This is a genomic window from Rothia sp. HMSC069C10 (genome assembly GCF_001812205.1).
Lineage (GTDB): Bacteria > Actinomycetota > Actinomycetes > Actinomycetales > Micrococcaceae > Rothia > Rothia mucilaginosa.
Map to the genome: position 1 here is coordinate 1 of NZ_KV808291.1, position 16,586 is coordinate 16,586.

Here is a 16,586-nt window from a genome sequence, read left to right on the forward strand (position 1 = left end):
ATGCGTCCAAGTTTCGGGGCGCAGTTCAAAAACTCAACGGGGGCTTTTTGTATGTGGCATCCTTCAGAAGCCTATTGGCTCACCGGCTTCCGAGCTGGCAACATGCCGATTACTGACCGGGAATCAGGCCGTGAGCAGTAATCAGGAACGGCGGGTTGTGGTTAACAGCCGGGTTAGTCACGTAACCAACACGAGCCGCACGGGTCGGGTGCTTGGGTGCACGCTTCGGCCAGGGCTTTGCCTGCGGGTTCGGGTCCTTCTTGCCCTGCACCATAGCCAGTGCGCTCGCGGCGTTCACAATGCCGGAACCGCAACCGTTCACATCGCAGGTGAGCGGCTTGGAGCTCTGCTTCAGAATCTGCTTTGCACGCTCAGCGTTCAGCGAGGGATCCACGGACTTCATTAGAGCAATCACGCCAGCAACCTGGGGTGCCGCCATGGAGGTGCCGTCGTACTCGGTGTAGCCCGCACCCTTGGAAACGGTGGTGCCCAGGTCCACGGTGGACATGATGCTACTGCCGGGGGCGCTCACATCAACAAGCTTGCCGTAGTTGGAGAAGTCGCTACGCTTACCGTTCTGGTCGGTAGCGCCCACCACGATCGAACCGCCGCAGTTAGCCGGAGCGACCTTGGAAGTGTCCTGACCATCGTTACCAGCAGCGACAACGAGAATCGCGCCGCGCTTGTTCACTTCAGCAATAGCCTTGGAGTAGGTTGCGGGGCAGGTGCCTTCGCCGCCGAGGGAGAGGTTAATGATCTTGGCGGGGTTGGAGTTCGCAGGAACGCCTTCAACGGTGCCGCCGGCTGCCCAAACCATTGCATCCGCAATGTCGGAGTCGTAGCCGCCGCACATGCCCAGGGCACGCACGGGCAGGATCTTGGTGGAGGGTGCCACGCCGACGATACCGCGCTTATTGTTCATAATCGCCGCGATGGAGCCGGCAACGTGGGTGCCGTGCCAGTTCGACTCGCTTGCCTCTGCATCAGCACCGCAGACGCCCGCTTCTTCCCAGTTGCCCTGGTCGGTCGGGTCGGAGTCGCGGCCGTTGCCGTCACGAGCAATGGAGGGCTCGGTGATGAAGTCGTAGCCGGGCAGGACGTTAGCGTCCAGGTCGGGGTGCTTGACGATGCCGGAGTCAATCACAGCAACGGTCACGCCGGCACCCTGGGTGGTCTTCCACGCTTCGGGGGTAGCCAGACCCTTGGTGCCGTGCAGGTTCCACTGCTGCGGGTAGAGGGTGTCGTTCGGCGCCACAACCTGGTTCGACGCCTGGGCAGCCTGGGCTACCTGAGCGACCTTGGAGTTTGCGGCGGTACGGGTGCGTGCGTTGGAGCGGCGCAGCAGGTCGGGCTCAACCGACGCGACGGAGGGGTTAGAGCTCAGCGCCGCCATGTACTTCTCTGCCTGCTCCGCGGTGAGCTTGGAGGAGAGAGTCACCACGGTTGCCTTCTGAGCGGTGGTGCGTACGTAGCTGGTCTTGATTTTGAAGAGGTCATCGACGCTCTTCACCTCGGAGGTGAGGCCCCGGTAGAGGGCGTCGTTCCAGGTGGCGACCTGGGTGCCTGCGGGGCTTGCCCAGTTGATGCCGCCTGCGTTTAGTGCGCTATCGGTGTAGGTGATAACGAAGCGGTTGAAGCCTGCCTTCTGCTGCTCGGAGCTGAGGGAGGAGATGGTGGTGTGGGCTTTGGCGTGTTCGGCGCTGTTGGCCTGTGCGGGTGCCGCGAAGGATGCGGGGGCGCCCAGAGTCGCGACGAGTGTTGCTGCAGTACCCAGGCTCAGTGCGGTGCGTGCGACACCGCGTGCTGAGGGGTGAGTGGTAAAAGACATCGGGGTCCTTTGCGTATGTGAGTGCCGGAAGCGGCATGTGGGTTGGTTATTCACTCACATAAATGCACCTTTGAGAAATTTTTTGCATTCTTTTGCATATTTGCTTGTGAGGAGCGAATAGAAAAAGAAAATGCACATCACTGCATTGATGTGTATTTTTCTCTAAACCCCCGTGCGGGAGTTCATCGGAAGTAGTTTATGTGGTGAGATATCGCTATCCTAGCACCTTTTTCTATGTTTGGCGGGGCTAAAACTCGATAGTGTGGCGTAAATAATGAGATTTTTCTTTCATGTAAATGCAGATAAAGAAATGCCTAGTCGGAATATTCTCGCGACTTAAAGTAGTGATTTAAGTTTTACTCATCTATGCATAAAATGACCTGCATCACAAAGGTTATTTTATTCATAAAGTAACTGAAAAAGGGTGCTAGAGTATCTCACGGTGCGTACCCGTGCACGCACATTGTGGAACCACTTCACAGCACACACAATGCACCAACACCTCACTCTTCCGTATTCACTCGTACCGAGCACACGCCCTCAACGCGAGACGGCAACGCTACGCCGCATCGTGCGCACCCGGTACCACTCACCTCAAGGACGTCCATGCTTCGCATTGCTCGCCCCTCGCAGGCACGCTCCTCACAGCGTTCCCTGCTGAGCTTCGTCACCGCAACCTGCCTGCTCTCGGCAAGCGTGATCCCCGCCGTGGCGGCACCCACCGCGCAGGCTACCCACGCAACCCAGGCTTCTGTGGCGACACAGGCTTCTAACACCACCCAGTCCGCGCCCGTGGCATACAACCGCTTCATCATCACTTACACCGATGAGGCGAAGAACGCCGCCTCCACCGATGCCACCGCAGATCAGATTGACTGGTCCGCGGCCGCCGGCACCCAGCAGGCAACCTGGAACGACGCACTCTACGCGGGTATCACCTCCGAGGTGCAGAGCATTGACGAGCTGCTGAACATTAAGACCAGCTACGTCCGCTCCACCGCGCTGGATGCCAGCGTGGTCACCACCTCCGCAGAGCTCACCCCCGCTCAGGCCCAGCAGTACATGGACGCCCTGAGCGCGAACTCCAAGGTCGCCTCCGTGTCGCCAGATATGCGCCGCTACGCCACCGTGGATAACACCTCGGAGACCGTCAAGATCAACGACCCGAAGATGAACCGAATGTGGTCCCTCACCGGTGAGAAGGGCATCTCCGCCCTGGAGGCGTGGGGCACCACTCGCGGCAAGGGCGTGACCGTGGCGGTGCTGGATTCCGGCATTACCGCCCACCCGGACCTGGACGCTAACGTGCTGCCCGGCTACGACTTTATTGCCGAGTCGGCGTTCTCCAACGACGGTAATGGCCGTGACTCCGACCCGACCGACGCCGGTAACTGGACTGTGGACGACCAGTGCTTCACCGGTTCGAAGGCGACCGCCTCCGACTGGCACGGCACCCACGTGGCGGGCACCATTGCCGCTATTGCGAACAATAACGAGGGCATTGCCGGTGTGGCACCCGAGGCGAAGATCGTGCCCGTGCGCGTTCTGGGCGCCTGCGGTGGCTTCGACTCAGACATCACCGACGGCATTATTTGGGCTGCCGGTGGTAGCGTGCGCGGCGTTCCTGCGAACCACCATCCTGCCCAGGTCATTAACATGTCCATCGGCAGCGAGGGCACCTGCACCACCCCGTACCGCCAGGCGATTGCTCAGGCGAATAAGCGCGGCTCCATCGTGGTCGTCGCAGCGGGTAACAACAACTTTGATGCCTCGAAGTCCAGCCCCGGCAACTGCGAGGACGTCATCAACGTGGGCGCAACCGATAAGAACGGCAAGCGCTCCTACTTCTCCAATTACGGCTCCCGCGTGGACGTGAGCGCGCCCGGTGGCGACCGCCGCTACTGGGGTGGCGGTATTCTCTCCACCCTGAACGCCGGTAAGACCGCTCCCGGTAAGGCTGACTACGCCGAGTACCAGGGCACTTCCATGGCGGCACCGCATGTTGCCGGTATTGTGGCGCTCATGAAGGCGGTCGACCCGAAGCTGACGTACGCTCAGACGAAGAAGGCCCTGCAGTCCACCTCTCAGGGTGTTGAGTGCGACCAGTCCGCGTGCGGTTCCGGCATTGTGAATGCGGCGCGCGCGGTTCAGCAGGTCCGTTCCGACCGCGAGGCTGCGGATGCTGCCGCGGCTGAGGCGGCACGCAAGAAGGCTGAGGAGGAGGCCGCACGTAAGAAGGCGGCTGAAGAGGCGGCACGCAAGAAGGCTGAAGAGGACGCTAAGCGTCAGCAGGCCCCCGCACCTAAGGCAACCCCTGCACCGAAGGTGACCCCCGCTCCTAAGACTAGGACCCGCCCGTCCCGCCCGGTGACTCGCCCCTCCTACCCGTCGCGTCCGCGTCACGGCCACACCCCGCGTTACCGCTCCTGGTACGGTGCTTCTGCGAACACCTACCCGAGCAGCGGTTACCCGAGCAGTGCATACCCGAACACTGGCTACCTGGGCTTTGCGACCGGTAACCGCCGCTAGTCAAAACTCGTTTTAGATACGAAAAGCCCCCGATGAGTTCTCTCATCGGGGGCTTTTACTATGCGCTGTCGACTGGGCCTGATGGGGTGTCGGTAGCGGATAGCTTATTGCTCATTGACCTCGCGGGGCTTCTGCGCGGGGTTGGTGACCAGCGGTTCGTCCTGGGTGATGGGCTCGGCGTCACCGTTCAGGTCGTAGACCTGGGCATCTTCGGGGATTTCCATGGCGGGCGCGCCGGGAATTCGGTCGTAGTCGCCGGTGAGGCTCTCGCCGTTGGCTCCTGCCGTGAGAGCTTCTGCTGTCGCCTCGGCTGCCTCGTCGGTGGCGGCCCTGTCTGCAATCTTGGTGTTGGACGCTCCGGCGCTCAGGCCCTTAGAAATAATCTTGCGCGGTCGCAGGTAGGTCACCCTGCCGTTCGCGTCCAGGTTTCCAGCCTTTTTAGCCAGGTTGAAGCTGTTGATAATACCTCGGCTGCAGAAATACTTATCGCACTTGATGCGGTTTCCCCCCGCGAGGGTGAACGCCTCCTCGACCTGCTTAGTGGTCATGGAGGTGCCGTTGACCAGCTGCTGCGCCAGCAGGGCGGAGACGTGCGGTGCCGACATGGAGGTGCCGCTCTCATAGTCGTAGCTGAACTTAGTGTTATCAGGGCGGTCGAGGCTGTTCATGGACAGGGTGAGGATGTCCTCACCCGGTGCCGAGATGTTAACCCTCGTGCCGTAGTTCGAGAATGATGCTCGCGTGCCAGCCTTGGTGGTTGCACCAACCGTGATGACGCCCATGCAGTTGGCGGGCGCGTACTTGGACGCCTCCGTGTTGCCGTTACCTGCCGCGGCGACCACGATTGCGCCCTTGGAGCGTGCAATGTTGATGGCGCGCTGGTACGCGGCGGGGCATTGGGTTACGGTGCCGATGGACATATTGATGATCTTGGCGGGGTAGGCGTTGTCCGGTACTCCGTCAACGTGTCCGCCGGCAGCCCAGATGATGGCGTCGGCAATGTCTGAGGTGCGGCCACCGCATCGGCCCAGTACGCGCACGGGCTGCACGCGGGCGAGGTCGGCAACGCCGACGATGCCCATGCGGTTATTGCCGCGGGCACCGATAATGCCAGCAACGCTGGTGCCGTGCCAGGTGGAGGTGTGGGCGTTCGCCTGGTCCTTGCAGAGGTTGTAGGGTGCGTAGTCGCCTTCATCCCTGGGGTTGGGGTCGCGGCCGTCGCCGTCGCGGGCGCTGAGCGGGTCGCTGACGAAGTCGTAGCCGTTCGCCATGCCGGTAACCAGGTCGGGGTGCGGCACGTAGCCGGTGTCAAGTACGGCGACCTTCACGTTTGCGCCGCGGCGCAGGCGCGCGTTACCGGTGTTCTGAACGCCGGTGGTGGGGTTGGTGAGGTTCCACTGCTTGCTGTACTGCGGGTCGTTGAACTGGAAGGTGATGTCACCCTCTGCGGCGGGGTAGTTGATGTAGTCGGGCTCGACGGAGGCTACATCCGGGTCGGAGGCGACCTTCGCCATGAACTCCTTCGCCTCGTTTTTGTTGAGGGTTTTGGAGGTCTGGATGACGGCGTCATCGGTGGAGGTGTTGTGCAGGAACTTGGTGTCGACGTTCAGTGCTTCGCTGACGACGTCGACGGTGTCCATGATGTCGTCAACGATGCCGCGGACTGCATCCCACTCGCCGTCGCGCAGCATTTTGCGCTGCTTGGCTTCGTTGGTGTAGGTGACGATGAATCGGTCGAAGTTCTGCTGGGGGAGCGTGCCGGGTGCCGCCACGGTGGGGGTGGTGGGGCGTGTTACGCCGTTGCGTGTGAGGGTGAGGGGGCTGACGGGCCCTTCAATCTGGGGCGCTGCCTGAGCTGCTGCCAGGATGGCTTCGTCGCTGGGCCCCTGCGCGAGGACGGCGGGTAGGTCGCCTCCGAAGAGGATGACGCCGGCGGCGAGCAGGCTCAGTGCTGCGCGTGCGGGGCGCTTGCGGCGGCGGTTATCGATGCAGTGGTTATCGATGCGGGGGCGAGGAGGTGTTTCGGTGCGCTGCGCACCGATGTATGGAAGCCTCATCTGGTTCTCCTGATGTAGGTGGTATGCGAACTGTGTGATGTGTACTGGTGTTTCCGTCTGTAGGTGCACGAGGTGCGTATAGGGTTTTTACGGGGCAGCAAAAGGGACCTGTTTTTGGGCGCGCTGAAGTAATGAATGGGGTGAGGGAATAGTGTTTTGTAGACCCTTTTTCGTACCGGAAGAACCCTTTTTGGACGGTGTGCAACGTACATTTCTAAGGTATCACTTCAAGGTGAACTTGAGGGATTTTTGAGGTGCTTTTCACGGGTTAATGTGCAGAAAATCAACCTCTGGAGACTGAATAGTGCCCAATGATTGAGAGTTTATGTAAGTAAAGCTTGAGGGTTGGAATATGCGAGGCAGGATATGCGGTACCTCTTGCTGACAGGGGAGAGGAATAAATGTTTTAACACTGTGGTGCAAGCACTGAAATGCATTAAAAATGCAGTTGATAGCAAAAAATAAAAATAGCCTGAAATGCGCGTGAAAATAAATAAAAAGCTGGCATCAATACACTGGACAGCACGCACCGCCGGTAGACACACACACAGACCGGGGCGGCCACCGCGTCGGTGACCGCCCCGGTCTATAGAATCATCAGCACCAGCAAACTGGCGCTCGCAATCTACTGGAGAAAGCGTCCTTAGGAAGCGTAGGAGCCCAGCAGGCGAACCGCTCCGCCGTCCACGCCCTTAGCTCCCTGAACGTAATCGGGGTTGTTAGCCTCGGGCTCGCCGGCGGCAACAACGTCACCCATAATCCAGGAGGGGATGCCGCGGTCGTTCAGGCGCTTGGTAGCGGCCTCAGCCACGGAGGGATCAACGATAGCAATCATGCCCACGCCCAGGTTCAGGGTGCGCTCCAGATCGGCCAGGGGCACGTTGCCCAGCGAACCGATCAGGGAGAAGATTGCAGGAATCTGCCAGGTGGAGCGGTCCACGCGACCCTCCAGGCCCTGGGGCAGAACGCGAGCCAGGTTGGCAGCCAGGCCGCCGCCGGTCACGTGAGAGAAGCCGCGCACACCGCTACCGGTGGTGCCGTCCTCACCGTTGACGGGGAATGCTGCCGCCAAATCCAGGCAGTCTGCCGCGTACACGCGGGTGGGTTCGAGCAGCTCTTCACCGATGGTGCGGCCCAGCTCGTCCACCTGACGCTCCAGACCCCAACCGGCAACGTTCAGGACCTTGCGGACCAGGGAGTAGCCGTTGGAGTGAATACCGGAGGACGCCATAGCAATCAGTACGTCGCCCTCACGCACGCGCTCGGGGCCGAGCAGCTCATCTGCCTCGACCAGACCGGTTGCTGCGCCCGCGACGTCGTACTCGTCTTCTGCGAGCAGGCCGGGGTGCTCAGCGGTTTCGCCGCCAACCAGGGCGGTACCAGCCTGTGCACATGCGCCAGCGATACCGCGCACAATGTCAGCGATACGTTCGGGAACGACCTTGCCAGTGGCAATGTAGTCGGTCATGAACAGCGGCTTCGCACCGCAGACCACGATGTCGTCCACGACCATGCCGACCAGGTCGTAACCGATGGTGTCGTGAATATCGAGTGCCTGCGCGATAGCGACCTTGGTACCCACACCGTCGGTGGAGGTAGCCAGGTAGGGCTTGCGGTACTTGACGAGCTCGGAGACGTCGTACAGGCCCGCGAAGCCGCCCACGCCACCAACGACGGAGGAGTTGTGGGTCGCCTTGATAGCGCCCTTCATCAGCTCAACGGCGCGATCGCCAGCCTCTACGTCAACACCTGCGCTCGCGTAGGTTACGGTGGTGGTGTTCTCGCTCATTAGGATTCCTTCGGGGTAGCGGTAGCGGAGGAGTTTGCGGGGATGCGGTCCTGCTCGGTGAGCAATGCCTCGAGGTCGGCGTCGGGGCCGGGGTTGCACATGCCCATACCGGCGTCGTCTGCGGCAACCTGTACTGCGGAGGGATCGAACTTCGTTTCGAGAGTTTCGGTGCCTTCGCGGGTCTCAATGGAGACGGCCTCAGCATGCTCAGGCTTGGAGGGGACGGGGCGCTCCACGGTTACCTCAGCTGCCTTGCCGGCGAGGGGTCCGCCCTTGCCCTTCTCCGCGGAGTCGAAGAGGGACTTGCCGCGTCGTTCCTCACTCGGCAACTCAATCGGGTATTTGCCGGTGAAGCATGCGGTGCACATGTTTTCGGCGGGCTGCTCGGTGGCTGCCATCATGCCGTCCTGAGAGATGAAGCCGAGCGAATCGGCACCCAGGGAGGACGCGATTTCGTCCACGGACAGGCCGTTAGCGATCAGCTCCGCGCGGGAAGCGAAGTCAATACCGTAGAAGCAAGGCCACTTCACGGGCGGGGAGGAGATGCGCACGTGCACTTCCTTCGCGCCAGCTTCGCGGAGCATACGCACGAGGGCACGCTGGGTGTTACCGCGAACGATGGAGTCGTCAATGACGACGAGGCGCTTACCTGCAACCACAGACTTGAGCGGGTTCAGCTTGAGTCGAATACCGAGCTGGCGGATAGTCTGCGAGGGCTGAATGAAGGTTCGACCCACGTAGGCGTTCTTGACCAGACCGTTACCGTAGGGAATGCCGGACTCTTCGGCGTAACCAATAGCAGCCGGAACACCGGATTCGGGAGTGGGCATGACCAGGTCAGCTTCAACAGCGTGTTCGCGGGCAAGCTGACGGCCCATCTCTACGCGGGATTCGTAGACGCTACGGCCGGAGATGGTGGTGTCCGGGCGAGCGAGGTAGACGTACTCAAAGACGCAGCCGGCGGGCTTAGCTTCTGCGAAACGCTGGGAACGCAGACCGTTCTCGTCAATGGTGATGAACTCGCCGGGCTCCACTTCACGCACGAAGGACGCGCCGACAATATCAAGTGCCGCGGTTTCGGATGCGACAACCCAGCCACGCTCCAGACGACCGAGCACGAGGGGGCGTACACCCTGCGGGTCGCGTGCAGCGTAGAGGGTGTTCTCGTCCATGAAGGTGAGGCAGAAAGCACCGCGCAGGGTCGGCAACAGGTCGAGTGCTGCTTCTTCGAGGGAATCGAAGTCATGCTCTGCCAGTAGAGCCGTAACGAGTGCGGTGTCGGTGGTGTTACCCTGAGCAAGCTCACCGTGCTTGGGGGGCTTGCCACCGTTCTTTTCGAGAATACGCTCGTAAAGGTCAGCGGAATTGGTGAGGTTACCGTTATGCGCCAGGCAGAGCGTGCCGTGCGGGGTGGTGCCGAGGGTGGGCTGTGCGTTAGCCCAGTGGGATGCGCCGGTGGTGGAGTATCGAGCGTGGCCGATAGCATGGTCGCCGGGCATGGAACTGAGGGTGGCTTCGTCAAAGACCTGGGAGACCAGTCCCATATCTTTGTACACGTGGATGCGTTTGCCGTTACTGGTTGCGATACCTGCTGATTCCTGGCCGCGGTGCTGGAGCGCGTACAGGCCGTAGTAGGTTAGCTTTGCCACGTCCTCGCCGGGAGCCCAGACACCGAAGACGCCGCAGGCGTCCTTGGGGCCGTGGTCAATCGGATCGAGGTCGTGAGTGAGTTTTCCGTCGGGGCGAATCAATTCACTTCTTTTCGACGTTGGGACTGCGGATGCGTCTGCGCAGGCGCAAGACGGACGTGTGTTTCTGTACTCGCACCTGCCTGTGTGTGCGGTAGCATACACCAGACCTTTAAAAGTGTACCGGGTTTCAATGTAGACGTGGTGAAGGATACGCTAAATACCTCAGTATGGACCACTAGAACAGGCAACAAACACGCCAAATTACGAAAACTGCGTGGACCTGCGGGCTCGTAGCAAATTCTAGAAGAGCGGAAGAAGCGCCGATAAATCACTGCGCTCGCCCGACGCATCAAGCGCACCGGCACCCACCGCCTGCTCCCACGAACAAGCACCCAACACCAGCACCGCCCACACGAGCGGGCGCGCCTCCACCACGGACGGCGGGGTGCCGCGCGTATGGCGAGGACCCGCCACGCACTGGGTCACGCCCAGCGGGGGCACACGTACCTCCACACTATTGCCGGGGGCGAGGGTCGCCAGCTCTTCAAGAGTGAAGCGAACGAAGGTCGCGCGCACCGAACGGGGGAGCGCGGCAAACGCCTGCGCCACCTCGGGGCTGTTCAGCAGGTACCCGCCTCGGGCATGTAAATCCGCAGGCTCACCGGCTGCCGCACGCTGCGCCTCAAAGAAAGCACGCACTTCGCGTACCGCCGCCATGCCGTCTGCTTCGGAAGTTTTACGTCGAATCGCCACAACTAGTTCCCTTCCTGGGTACCGAGAGTCAGATTCTCGCGAGTGAAGAGCTCCTCATGTACGCGCAGCTCACCCACCACAACAGGCTTGCCGTCCACGTAACCGCCGGTCACCGGGCGAACCACCAGCGCGAGTAGGCGCTCGCATTCCTCGGCGCTCAGGTAGCCGCCAGCAACAAGAGCACGCAGAGCCACGACGTACATGGCGCGGTGCGAACCGTCGCTCATCTTCACCACCACGGACGCGCCCGAACGCAGACCAATGCAGAGCACACCCTCCGCGCCGCCCTTGACGATTGCGTCCAGTTCTTCGCTGAGCACGGTGTCGGGGGAGCCGGGCGCCTGAATCAGTTCGGGGTAATCCACCATGGCGGTCGCGACCGTGGAGGCGCGCGCATCCGCCCCGAGGTTGCGGATTGCCGAGCCGAGGGTCGAGTAGGCGCGTGCGGCACCGGCCAGGGAGACGGCGTGCACGGGTGCGCCGCAACCGTCAACGCCGATGGCGACTACCGGCTCGCCGGTGAACGCCTCAAGTTCTTCGGTGATGACCTGCTGCAGCGGGTGTGCGGGGTCGAGGTAGTTGTGCAGGGTCCAGTTCTGCGAGCCCTCTTCAAGGTCGCCGCGCTCAAGCTTGGCGGTGCACGCCCACAGGAATGCGGCGTGCTTGCCGGAGCAGGGGTGCGCCAGGGCAGTAGCGGCGAGGTTCGCCTGAGTCATTGCCTGGCGTGCCTGCTTATCGGCAGGGAGCGTGGGCTTGAGCGCCAGGTTTGCCGGGGTGAGCGGGTTGGTTTCGGTGCTGCCCTGGGTGAGCACGTCCTGTACGGCGCGCATCTGCTCGAAGGTGCCTCGATGCGAGCCGCAGGCGATGGCGACCTGGGAGCCGCGCAGGGGTGCGCCCGCCTTCATGGATCCGATGGCCTGCAGCGGCTTGGCGGCGGAGCGCAGGTAGAAGGGCTCGTGAATGTCGCCGAGGGCAAGCTGTACTTCGCCGTCGGGGCCCAGCAGGATGAGGCGGCCGCGGTGGCGTGCCTCAATGAAGTTGTTGCGGGTGAGCTGCGCGAGTTCTACGTCGAAGGTGCTGCTGTGGTCGGTGGTGTGAGTGGTTGCCTGTGGGGTGGTGCTGTTGGTCATTCTTCTAGTTTAAGGGGTGTATTGTTCTGCCTTATGTACGCGGTTTTACGCGTATAGGGCGGCTCAGAATGGTATCCCCGCAAATATTTCCGTGCAGAACGTTGCTTGTAAGGGTGGGGCGGATTCATCCTTATTTTTGGATGTTTATGTGATATTTTTTGACCGACAGTGAGCTGTATATGTGATACCTCTCATATTAATTGGTGGTAGGGGTTACGTCTTTAGCATGGGGAGGAATAGAATATTCGTGGAGTATACCCGTGAGGTCTGCGCATACCTCTCAAAATGGGAGCGGCCCCTTCCTAGCGCCATGTATCCTAGCGCCACCTATCCTGGAGCCACCTAGAACAGATCCTCCCATCATCTACGTCTCCACTGTTTGCGAGAACGACAGCACCAGATAATACGCACACTAGATCATCAGAAATAGGTAATTTTATGGCAGAGCAGAACAACTCTTCTTCCACCACCCCTAAGAACACCGCAGAAAAAAGCGGCATGAGCGCTGAATCTGAATTTCACGCCAAGTTTTTCCCCATTCTTGCGCGAGTCGCTTCGATTACTGCCGTGCTCATGTATGTCTTCTACTTCCCGCAGATTATCGGTAACCTGAACGGTCACAAGGGCGACTGGATTCAGCCCCTGGTAGCCGCTATAAACTGCACTCTATGGTTGCTGTACGGCCTGTGGCGCCCCAAGAAGGACATACCAATTGTCATCGCTAATGCCCCCGGCATTGTTTTTGGTGGTCTTGCGGCTGTGACAGCATTGGTTTAACCCGAATCAAAGCCACCTATGTTGTGGTGAATACTCACCCGATGCGGTTCTTCTCTGATAGGCATTCTTTTGAGCGTGCCGCTAGATGAGAAGAGCCGCATTTTTAGTGTTCCCAGCTCACATTTTTAGCGTGATAGCGGGTACCCTGAATAGCATGAAGGTTTTGGTACTGGGCCCCGGCGGCCGCGAACATGCAATTATCCGAGCGTTTCTGCGCGACCCTGAGGTAACTGAGGTGCACAGCGCCCCCGGCAACGCCGGCATTGCCCAGGATGTTCCCGTCCACGCAATTGATGCGAATGACCCCGCCCAGGCAACCGCCCTGGCACGCGAACTGAACGCCGACCTGGTCGTTATCGGCCCGGAGGCGCCCCTGGTCGCAGGTGTCTCCGATGCACTGCGTGAGGCGGGCTTTGACGTTTTCGGCCCCTCCGCAGCTGCCGCGCAGCTGGAAGGTTCTAAGGCCTTCGCTAAGCAGGTCATGGAAGAGGCTTCCGTGCCGACCGCCCGCGCCTACGTGGCAACGAACGCCGCTGAGGCGCAGGCGGCACTGGACGAGTTCGGTGCACCCTACGTGGTCAAGGACGACGGCCTGGCTGCAGGTAAGGGCGTTGTGGTGACCGAGGACCGCACCGCGGCACTGGAGCACGCGCAGGCATGCTTCAACGCCGGCGGCACCGTGGTCATCGAAGAGTTCCTGGACGGCCCCGAGGTGTCCCTCTTCGTCATCTCTGACGGTAAGAACGTTCTGCCGCTGTCCCCGGCTCAGGACTTCAAACGCATTTTCGACAACGACGAGGGCCCGAACACCGGCGGTATGGGCGCCTACACCCCGCTTCCCTGGCTGCCTGAGGGCTTCGTTCAGGAGGTCGTGGAGAAGGTTGCCCGCCCGACCGTGGCTCGTATGGCTGAGCGCGGCACCCCGTTCGTGGGTGTGCTCTTCTGCGGTCTGGCTGTGACCAGCCGCGGCGTGCGCGTTATCGAGTTCAACGCACGCTTTGGCGACCCGGAAACCCAGGCGGTTCTGGCGCGTCTGCGCACCCCGCTGGGTCAGCTACTGCGTGCGGCTGCTCGCGGTGAAATTTCTGAGGGTACCGAGCTGGATTGGGATCCCCGCACCGCAGTTGACGTGGTTATGGCTGCTGAGAACTACCCTGACACTCCCCGCAAGGGTGACGTCATCTCCGGTCTGGATGAGGCGAACGCCCTGGAGGGCGTGCACGTGATTCACGCGGGCACCGTGGTTTCCGGCGAGGAAATCCACACCGCCGGCGGCCGCGTGCTGGCCGTCGTGGCGCTCGGTGAGAACCTGGGCGCCGCCCGCGACGCCGCCTACGAGGGCGTTCGCGCTATCTCTTGGGCTGGCGCGCAGTACCGCACCGATATCGCGCTGAAGGCTGTGGAGAACCGTATCCACATTCCCGCCCCGCGCGGCTAAAACCTAAGGTGACCGGCTTCCCCGCTTGAGGGTGGGGGAGCCGGTCGCTTCTTTGCCACTTGCCCCTTTGCCTCTTACTTCTTGGCTTCTTGCCGTCTCGGCTTTTCCCCAATCGGGGTGCTGTCGGCGGCGACCGGGGTAGGTTGGGCTCTCAAGATTGTGCCGTATTGATGACTGATTGGCACTATCGGGAGCCGTGCCTGTCGCGGTATTGTAATTACACAGACTTTTTGCATCCACATCACACCACCTCATCAGGAGAAATTCTCATGACTTCTCGTTCTAACCCCGTGGAAATCCCGGGCTGGACTCACATTTATTCCGGCAAGGTCCGCGACCTGTACGTTCCGAATGAGGAACGTTTTGACGCTACCGGCTTGACCGTCAATGATGACGCTGAGCTACGTGCCGGTTCGGTCATGGTTGTTGCCTCGGACCGTATTAGCGCTTTTGACCGTATTCTGCCCACCGAGATCCCGGATAAGGGCAAGATTCTGACTCAGATGTCCCTGTGGTGGTTTGAGCAGCTTAAGCAGGTTCCGAACCACGTGCTGTCCACTGACGTTCCGGATGTTGTGGCTGGTCGCGCGATGATTTGCCGCTCCCTGAACATGTTCCCGGTGGAGTGCATTGTGCGCGGTTACCTGACCGGTTCGGGTTTGGCCGTGTACAACCAGACCGGTGAGATTGCTGGCGTGAAGTTGCCTGCGGGTCTGGTGGATGGTTCCCGCCTGGAGACCCCGATTTTCACTCCGACCGGTAAGGCTGAGGTGGGTGAGCATGATGAGCTGGTGACCCGTGAGGAGCTGTACGCTGAGGTGGGTCAGCCGGTGGGTGAGCGCCTGGAGGAGCTGAGCCTGAGCCTGTACACCACTGCGGAGAAGATTGCTCGTGAGCAGGGCATTATTCTGGCGGATACCAAAATGGAGTTCGGTACTGATTCGTACCGCGGCGAGATCACTCTGGGTGATGAGGTTCTGACCCCGGATTCTTCGCGTTTCTGGGACGCTCAGCAGTATGAGCCGGGTCGTGCGCAGCCGAGCTTTGATAAGCAGTACGTGCGTGACTGGCTGCGTTCCCCGGACGCGGGTTGGGACGGTTCGGATAACGTGCCGCACCTGCCTGAGGAGGTTGTGGAGAAGACTCGTGCCCGTTACGTTGAGGCGTATGAGCGTCTGACCGGCACGAAGTTCTAAACTCAATATTTCGGGCTGAAATAAGTCTTTGAGATAGCTAAAGGGCAGTGCCCCGGAAGGTCATTCTTCCGGGGCACCGCCCTTTAATCCATAAGCTCTTTTACATGCATTCTTATAGGTGCTATACGTCATAAATACATCTTGTGTGTCTATTGTACGGGGGGGGGTTGTCCTCTATCATACTTAGTAATCGGCTCACTACGCTTCTACTCCACGAAACGCAGGTTCACACCATATAGCAGGTATGTAGGTAGCCCTCACGATACGCTCGTATCACTGCCGGTTCTCGCCCATCAATGATGCTTGAGAAAGGTGAAGTCCATGGCAAAGAAGCCCTTCACACCCCTCGTCCTTATCGGTATTGCCTGCTGCCTGGGCGTATCGAGTTGCTCCACCACCGTTGAAGTTAAGCAAGACATTCGCAATGTCCTGGCAAGCTACGAGAATCCCTCCCCGGACATTAACGTGGCCCTCGTTAACGAAGTCAAAAAGTGCATGAGTGAGAAGTCCTTCACCTACTCCGGTAGCCAGAACATTATTGACGGCAGCTCCGTTCATGAACTTGCGATGAGTGACGCCCACTTCGCCAACGAAGAAGCGGCCACCCAAGGGTACTTATCCACCCGGCAGGGCAACGCTAGCTCCAGCAATGCACCCGCGATGGAAAACCCGGCATATCGGAAAGCATTTCAAGGCGACCCCCAAGCCGCAGACAGCAAAACCGTTACCATCACGATGAGTAACGGTTCCCAGACCGGCATGGCAACAGATTCATGCCTGGGACGTGCGGCAGAGGCTGTCTTTGGCTCAGCAGAAAACTACCTCAAATACATCAACTTCATTAACGAGCTCATCGTGGGTGGATCCAAAAATAACGCAGTAGAAGAAATGGGGAAATACTACCGTAATGACACCACCTACGGTGCATGCATGAAAGAAAGCGGATACACCGATATCCAGCACTTCGGAGATGCTCCCAGCTACGCAGAGAAAACCTGGGGTAAGTATAAGGCAGCCAATGCCGCCGCCAATGCGGAAGAGCAATCCCTAGCTCATGCTGACTACAACTGCCAAAAGTCTACTGGAATCCTGACTAAGGCACAGAATATCTACTACGAAAAGGCTGCGACCTGGCTCAATGAGCATGAGCCGCTCATCCTTGAAGTACGCGATATTGAACGTCAGGCACAGGAGCGTGCCGCAGCTCTAGTCAACGGCAACTAGCCAACGGCAACCAGTAAACGCTGATTCCTCGTTGGACATTTTCTAGCGAAAATTTTCTACCGGTCCTCTGCTCTCAACCGCGTTCACCCGCGGATGAGAGCAGAGGATACACCCCTTTATTCAACCCCCGCCACGTTGTTACCCTCAGCAATTACCCCTAGTCCCGCCCCATAT

The 16,586-nt window shown here is 60.1% G+C and carries 11 protein-coding genes; 5 read left to right on the forward strand and 6 right to left on the reverse strand.

Going from position 1 to position 16,586, the window contains the following annotated elements; translation table 11 throughout:
* Window positions 1–109: 109 nt before the first annotated feature.
* A complete protein-coding gene (locus HMPREF2842_RS01430) occupies window positions 110–1,828 on the reverse strand; it encodes a S8 family peptidase (RefSeq protein ID WP_049345723.1) in 1,719 nt (572 codons plus the stop codon).
* A gap of 606 nt (window positions 1,829–2,434) precedes the next feature.
* On the opposite strand from HMPREF2842_RS01430, the gene HMPREF2842_RS01435 reads away from it, so the two are divergent.
* Window positions 2,435–4,357 (forward strand): S8 family peptidase, encoded by a 1,923-nt coding sequence (locus HMPREF2842_RS01435; RefSeq protein ID WP_070642054.1) that lies wholly within the window; start codon window positions 2,435–2,437, stop codon window positions 4,355–4,357.
* Between the two features lie 104 nt (window positions 4,358–4,461).
* Here HMPREF2842_RS01435 and HMPREF2842_RS01440 read toward each other — a convergent pair whose 3' ends face one another.
* From HMPREF2842_RS01440 to HMPREF2842_RS01460, 5 genes are all read right to left on the reverse strand, one after another.
* Window positions 4,462–6,414, reverse strand: a complete 1,953-nt coding sequence (locus tag HMPREF2842_RS01440) for a S8 family peptidase (protein WP_070633709.1) — start codon at window positions 6,412–6,414, stop codon at window positions 4,462–4,464.
* 643 nt (window positions 6,415–7,057) lie between these two features.
* Window positions 7,058–8,203: a phosphoribosylformylglycinamidine cyclo-ligase gene (gene purM / locus HMPREF2842_RS01445; protein ID WP_005504604.1), complete on the reverse strand. Its 1,146-nt coding sequence runs from the start codon at window positions 8,201–8,203 to the stop codon at window positions 7,058–7,060.
* Window positions 8,203–9,954: an amidophosphoribosyltransferase gene (gene purF, locus HMPREF2842_RS01450; RefSeq protein ID WP_049347203.1), complete on the reverse strand. Its 1,752-nt coding sequence runs from the start codon at window positions 9,952–9,954 to the stop codon at window positions 8,203–8,205. Before purF ends, purM begins: the two co-directional genes overlap by 1 nt.
* Window positions 9,955–10,194: 240 nt before the next feature.
* Entirely contained in the window at window positions 10,195–10,611 is a 417-nt protein-coding gene (locus HMPREF2842_RS01455) for a sterol carrier family protein (protein ID WP_049349865.1), read from the reverse strand.
* A gap of 38 nt (window positions 10,612–10,649) precedes the next feature.
* Window positions 10,650–11,777, reverse strand: a complete 1,128-nt coding sequence (locus HMPREF2842_RS01460) for an asparaginase (protein WP_070642057.1) — start codon at window positions 11,775–11,777, stop codon at window positions 10,650–10,652.
* 438 nt (window positions 11,778–12,215) lie between these two features.
* On the opposite strand from HMPREF2842_RS01460, the gene HMPREF2842_RS01465 reads away from it, so the two are divergent.
* The 4 genes from HMPREF2842_RS01465 to HMPREF2842_RS01480 all read left to right on the forward strand — a co-directional run bounded on the left by HMPREF2842_RS01465 (window position 12,216) and on the right by HMPREF2842_RS01480 (window position 16,412).
* Window positions 12,216–12,554 (forward strand): PQ-loop repeat-containing protein, encoded by a 339-nt coding sequence (locus HMPREF2842_RS01465; RefSeq protein ID WP_049351963.1) that lies wholly within the window; start codon window positions 12,216–12,218, stop codon window positions 12,552–12,554.
* Between the two features lie 154 nt (window positions 12,555–12,708).
* Window positions 12,709–13,992: a phosphoribosylamine--glycine ligase gene (purD, locus tag HMPREF2842_RS01470; RefSeq protein WP_070642060.1), complete on the forward strand. Its 1,284-nt coding sequence runs from the start codon at window positions 12,709–12,711 to the stop codon at window positions 13,990–13,992.
* Between the two features lie 269 nt (window positions 13,993–14,261).
* Complete coding sequence (locus HMPREF2842_RS01475; RefSeq protein ID WP_070642063.1) at window positions 14,262–15,188, forward strand: phosphoribosylaminoimidazolesuccinocarboxamide synthase; 927 nt, start codon at window positions 14,262–14,264, stop codon at window positions 15,186–15,188.
* 321 nt (window positions 15,189–15,509) lie between these two features.
* Window positions 15,510–16,412, forward strand: coding sequence for an adenylate cyclase (locus HMPREF2842_RS01480; protein WP_070642067.1), 903 nt, complete (start codon window positions 15,510–15,512; stop codon window positions 16,410–16,412).
* Window positions 16,413–16,586 lie beyond the last annotated feature (174 nt).

Bases quoted from the DNA above. Each gene is read 5' to 3' on its own strand.
- HMPREF2842_RS01430 (WP_049345723.1), bottom strand. From the start codon at position 1,828: ATGTCTTTTACCACTCACCCCTCAGCACGCGGTGTCGCACGCACCGCA.
- HMPREF2842_RS01435 (WP_070642054.1), top strand. From the start codon at position 2,435: ATGCTTCGCATTGCTCGCCCCTCGCAGGCACGCTCCTCACAGCGTTCC.
- HMPREF2842_RS01440 (WP_070633709.1), bottom strand. From the start codon at position 6,414: ATGAGGCTTCCATACATCGGTGCGCAGCGCACCGAAACACCTCCTCGC.
- purM (WP_005504604.1), bottom strand. From the start codon at position 8,203: ATGAGCGAGAACACCACCACCGTAACCTACGCGAGCGCAGGTGTTGAC.
- HMPREF2842_RS01455 (WP_049349865.1), bottom strand. From the start codon at position 10,611: ATGGCGGCGGTACGCGAAGTGCGTGCTTTCTTTGAGGCGCAGCGTGCG.
- HMPREF2842_RS01460 (WP_070642057.1), bottom strand. From the start codon at position 11,777: ATGACCAACAGCACCACCCCACAGGCAACCACTCACACCACCGACCAC.
- HMPREF2842_RS01465 (WP_049351963.1), top strand. From the start codon at position 12,216: ATGGCAGAGCAGAACAACTCTTCTTCCACCACCCCTAAGAACACCGCA.
- purD (WP_070642060.1), top strand. From the start codon at position 12,709: ATGAAGGTTTTGGTACTGGGCCCCGGCGGCCGCGAACATGCAATTATC.
- HMPREF2842_RS01475 (WP_070642063.1), top strand. From the start codon at position 14,262: ATGACTTCTCGTTCTAACCCCGTGGAAATCCCGGGCTGGACTCACATT.
- HMPREF2842_RS01480 (WP_070642067.1), top strand. From the start codon at position 15,510: ATGGCAAAGAAGCCCTTCACACCCCTCGTCCTTATCGGTATTGCCTGC.